Source organism: Caenibacillus caldisaponilyticus (genome assembly GCF_002003465.1).
GTDB lineage: Bacteria > Bacillota > Bacilli > Bacillales > Sporolactobacillaceae > Caenibacillus > Caenibacillus caldisaponilyticus.
In genome coordinates this window covers 1-5195 of sequence record NZ_BDDQ01000069.1, presented here as the reverse complement: position 1 = coordinate 5195, position 5195 = coordinate 1, and the positions used below count along the sequence as shown (strand labels likewise).

Sequence of the window (5195 nt, the reverse complement as noted above, 5' to 3'; positions counted from 1 at the left end):
GCCGCTATTATGGGCTTCCTTATGAGAGCAACTGCCTTGCTCTGTTCTACAACAAGGATATGTTTAAGGAAGCCGGTATAAAGGAGCCGCCCAAAACTTGGGATGAATTGAAAGCGGATGCGAAGAGATTGACGAATAATGAACATTATGGTTTCGCGATTTCAGGCGTTAAATCCGAAGAATCGACGTTCCAGTTTTACCCCTTTTTAATCTCTGCAGGGGGAGATTACCAACAAATCAATTCTCCGGAAGGAGTTAAAGCGTTAAGCCTGTATGCTGAATTACTTAAGGACGGTTCTATGAGTAAGGATGTCGTCAACGCGACGCAAGATGATATCGCTAAACAATTCGCAGCAGGGAAAGTAGCAATGATGATCAACGGACCATGGAATATTTCGCGGATTCAAGAAGATGCGCCCAACTTGAATTATGGCATTGCCATGATACCAAAAGATAAAAAGAGCGCTTCTGTTCTCGGTGGGGGCAACTTGACGATCGTCAAAGGCAAACATGTTGACGAGGCATGGAAATTCCTAACATGGCTTGAAGATCCGAAACAATTGGAACCTTATGCGGCTAATACGAATATTTTCCCGCCGCGGAAAGACGTTTTGGAAACATCAGATCACTGGAAAAACGACAAATATCTGAGCGCTTTCATTCCGGAAATGGATGTCGCAGTCCCGCGCGGCCCTTCTCCTAAATGGCCTGAAGTATCGGCGGCCATTCAAGTCGCTATTCAAAAAGTGCTGACACAAACCGAATCGCCGCAGAAATCGCTGGATTTAGCGGCTCAAACCATCAAAAACCTTAATCAGTAGAAGCATAGGTCCTCCTTTGGTTATGGGAGGACCTCTCTCAAATTCATATTATGTGGAGAAGGAGATTCACATGTCTGAAAAAGGGAATCGAATAGGCTATCTTTTTGTTCTCCCCGCCATTCTCTATATGCTGGCGCTTATCGGCTATCCACTAATCTACAATATTATTCTCAGTTTTAAAGATGTTAATCTCATGAATATGGCAACCAACGACAGCCATTTTATCGGTTGGAAAAATTACTCGGATCTTTTTAAGAATCACGTCTTCTGGATTTCATTAAAAAATACCTTTATCTACACTATTGGCAGCGTGTTTTTCCAATTTTTGATCGGTTTTTTACTCGCATTGTTTTTTAATCTAAAATTTCGCTTTGCTCCGGTTCTGCGCGGTATTTTGATGGTAAGCTGGTTGATTCCTCTAACCATTACAGCCCTTTTGTTCAAATTCATGATGGGTGATGAGTCGGGGATCATTAATCAAATTTTAGAGGCACTTGGAATCGTTCACCATCCTATTGAATGGCTAACCAATCCTCATGTGGCATTGTGGGCTGTCATTATAGCGAATATTTGGGTAGGCATACCGTTTAATATGATTCTGTTGTCCACCGGCCTGAGTTCTTTACCCGATGAGGTGTATGAAAGCGCTAGCCTGGATGGAGCGAATGCGTTTCAAAAATTCTTTTATATCACGGTCCCCCTTTTAAGGCCGGTCATCATGGTCGTCATGATTCTTGGTTTTATTTATACATTCAAAGTATTTGACTTGGTATATGTCATGACGGGCGGTGGCCCTATTAATGCAACAGAAGTTCTCTCTACATATTCCTACACGTTATCTTTCACTCAATTTCATTTCAGTCTTGGTGCCGCGGTAGCAAATATTCTTTTTGTCATATTGTTTATCATCAGTTTGATTTATCTTCGGATGATTCAGAAGGACGAGGTGATGTAACTTGACTCGGAGTAAACAGTGGATTTTGAGCATCATTGGTATTCTCATCGTCCTCGTATTTCTATTTCCGGTATATTGGATGTTTATTACTTCAATCAAAACTCAAGGGGAAATCTTCCAAACACCGCCAACCTTTTGGCCTCATCATTTATATGGAAAAAGTTATACCGATATTTTATCTTCTGGAGTGACTCGAAACGTCATCAATAGTTTCTTGATTTCATTGGTTTCCACGGCAATTGTTGTTGTTTTGGCTGTCCCCTCGGCTTATGGATTAGCCAGATTTCGTATTTCCGGTATGAAATTCTTTATTCTGTTTTTTTTGGTGACACAGATGTTGCCTCCGACCGTCATCCTAACGCCGTTGTTTATCGTTTTTAGCAAATTGGGGATATTAAACACTTATATCGGTCCGATTTTAGCTTCAGCCACGTTAGGCATCCCTTTTTCAGTCTTGGTCCTGAGAACGTATTTTCTTGGCATACCGAAAGAGCTTGAGGATGCCGCACAAATCGATGGCTGCAACCGTTTCACCGCCTTTGTCAGGATCATGTTGCCCATCGCGTTCCCGGGCATCATTGTAAGCGCGGCGATTTCTTTCTTGTTCTCTTGGGGCGATTTGATCTACAGTCTGACGTTTAACCGTAATCAAGAGTTGTGGCCTCTGACTGCAAGTATATATAACGCGATCGGTCGTTACGGTATCCAATGGAATAGCCTAATGGCTTTTGCGTCTATAACGGTGCTCCCGGTATTTATTCTGTTTATTTTGCTTCAAAAACATTTGGTTAAAGGTTTGACGGCGGGTGCAATTAAATAGTTGAATAATAATTTTTAAATATTTTGTGATAAGGAACGGTTGAAGGATGGTGTCCAATGAAATTTACGAATGGTTATTGGCTGACCCGTGACGGGTATACAATTTACTATCCTGAATCCTTGCGTGACTGGAAAGCCGATCATCAATCCTTGACCCTCTATGCACCTTGCAAAGTTATCCGGCATAGGGGGGATACGCTGAACATTCCGTTGTTGACCATCCGTTTTTCCTCGCCGATGCCAGGGGTAATTCGTGTGCAACAATATCATTTTAAAGGCGGCAGGAAACGTGCACCCGAAGGTTTTATAAATCCCAACGAAATTCCGGTTGACATTCATGAAGACAAAGATTTCCTTTCATTAAAAAGCGGCGATTTAACGGTAAAAGTTCAAAAAAAAGGCCAATGGACCGTCAAATTTTACAATGGGGAAAAACTTTTAACCCGAAGTGGATATAAACATCTTGGTTACGTCGTGACGGATAAAAAAGAAGCCTACATGAGAGAACAGCTGGGACTCAGCGTAGGGGAATGTGTTTATGGGCTTGGTGAACGGTTTACCCATTTTGTCAAGAACGGCCAACGGGTCGACATTTGGAATAAAGATGGCGGAACGAGCACCGAACAAGCATATAAAAACATTCCCTTTTATATGACCAATCGAGGATACGGTGTTTTTGTCAATCACCCTGAGTGGGTTTCCTTTGAAGTCGGCTCTGAGCACGTTTCAAAGGTTCAGTTCAGCGTACAAGGGGAATATTTGGATTATTTTATAATAAGCGGTCCTGAGTTGAAAGATGTTTTAGAAAAATATACGGCACTTACCGGCAGACCGGCACTGCCCCCCGCTTGGTCATTCGGACTATGGCTTACGACTTCCTTCACCACCGACTATAACGAAGAAACGGTGAACCATTTTGTCGATGGTATGCGGGAACGCGATATTCCACTGCGGGTATTTCATTTTGATTGTTTTTGGATGAAAGAATTTGAGTGGTGCAACTTCGAGTGGGATAGAGACGCTTTTCCAAGCCCTGAATCCATGCTAAAAAGGCTTAAAGATAAGGGACTGAAAATTTGTGTCTGGATTAACCCTTACATCGCACAAAAGTCGAAACTTTTTGATGAAGGTATGGAAAAGGGTTATTTGTTGAAGCGTCCAAACGGGGATGTTTGGCAGTGGGATCTCTGGCAAGCCGGAATGGGCATCGTCGATTTTACCAATCCTGAGGCCTGCAAATGGTATGCGGATAAACTTCGGGAATTACTCGATATGGGCGTCGACTGTTTTAAAACTGATTTCGGAGAGAGAATTCCAGTAGATGTGGTTTATCATGACGGCTCTGATCCGCTGAAAATGCACAACTATTATACTTTTCTATATAACAAGGTGGTCTTTGAAGTATTAAAGGAGAAAAAAGGTGAAAGGGAAGCTGTTTTGTTTGCCCGTTCCGCTACGGCAGGCTGCCAACGGTTTCCCGTTCATTGGGGTGGAGATTGCGAGGCCACCTATGAGTCCATGGCTGAAAGTTTACGTGGCGGCCTTTCTTTGGCCATGTCTGGTTTTGGCTTCTGGAGCCATGATATTGGCGGTTTTGAAAATACTGCGACCCCTGATTTATACAAGCGATGGACAGCCTTCGGTCTTCTTTCTAGTCATAGCCGCCTGCATGGGAACGTTTCGTACAGAGTGCCGTGGCTATTTGATGAAGAAGCGGTTGAGGTGATGAGGCACTTTACTCACCTTAAATATCGGCTTATGCCCTATTTATATGCAATGGCTTGTCAGGCGTCGGAACGAGGCATTCCCATGATGCGGCCAATGATTATGGAATTTCCGGATGACCGAGCGTGTGATTATTTGGATCGTCAATATATGTTGGGTGATGCGTTGCTCATTGCCCCTATTTTCAATGAAGACGGAGAAGCTTCTTATTACTTGCCGAAAGGGACTTGGACACATTTTTTGACGGGTCGAAAAGCCGAGGGCGGGCATTGGTATCAGGAAATCTATGATTATAAAAGTTTGCCCTTGTTTGTACGAGAAAACACCATCTTGCCCATCGGCAAGGACGTATCCGCACCGGATTACGATTACGCCGATCACGTCACTTTCCATATTTATGAATTGAAAGATGGGGCAAATGCTTCGGCCACCGTTTACAATACAGAAGGTAAAAGAGAGCTTGTGGCATATGCCAAGAGGGAGGGGACATCGGTTAAATTTTACGTCGAAGGGGCGGTCAAGCCTTGGTATATCTTATTGACCAATTGCCATGGCGTCAAATTGGTGGAAAACGGTACGTGGGAGAAGCACCCTCATGGTATATTGGTTTCGCCGCAGGAGATCAATAGAGAAGTCTTCATAACGCTTGAGTAAATCATATAAACCTTTAGTGGGAGGAACCAAAATGGCATATTTCAGTCAAGTCGGCAACATTCAATTTGAAGGAAAAGACTCGAAAAATCCCTTGGCTTTTAAATACTATGATCCCAATGCCGTTATTGGGGACAAAACCATGAAAGAAACCTTGCGTTTTGCCGTCGCTTATTGGCATACATTTACGATGAACGGTACCGATCCTTTTGGGATGCGACGAT

At 43.2% G+C, this 5195-nt stretch carries 4 protein-coding genes and 1 pseudogene; all 5 read left to right on the top strand.

The features are described 5' to 3' along the window. Positions 1–821, top strand: an 821-nt coding sequence (locus tag CCB157_RS15285; protein WP_077616730.1) for an extracellular solute-binding protein, incomplete at its 5' end; no start/stop codon positions are given. Between the two features lie 70 nt (positions 822–891). After that, on the top strand, positions 892–1776 hold the full coding sequence (locus CCB157_RS15280) for a carbohydrate ABC transporter permease (protein WP_077616729.1): 885 nt from the start codon (positions 892–894) through the stop codon (positions 1774–1776). Between the two features lies 1 nt (position 1777). Next, positions 1778–2596 (top strand): carbohydrate ABC transporter permease, encoded by an 819-nt coding sequence (locus CCB157_RS15275; RefSeq protein ID WP_238594740.1) that lies wholly within the window; start codon positions 1778–1780, stop codon positions 2594–2596. 56 nt (positions 2597–2652) lie between these two features. Continuing rightward, positions 2653–4974: an alpha-xylosidase gene (gene yicI / locus CCB157_RS15270; RefSeq protein ID WP_077616728.1), complete on the top strand. Its 2322-nt coding sequence runs from the start codon at positions 2653–2655 to the stop codon at positions 4972–4974. 31 nt (positions 4975–5005) lie between these two features. Continuing rightward, positions 5006–5195: pseudogene (locus CCB157_RS15265) on the top strand (xylose isomerase); the annotation flags it as partial.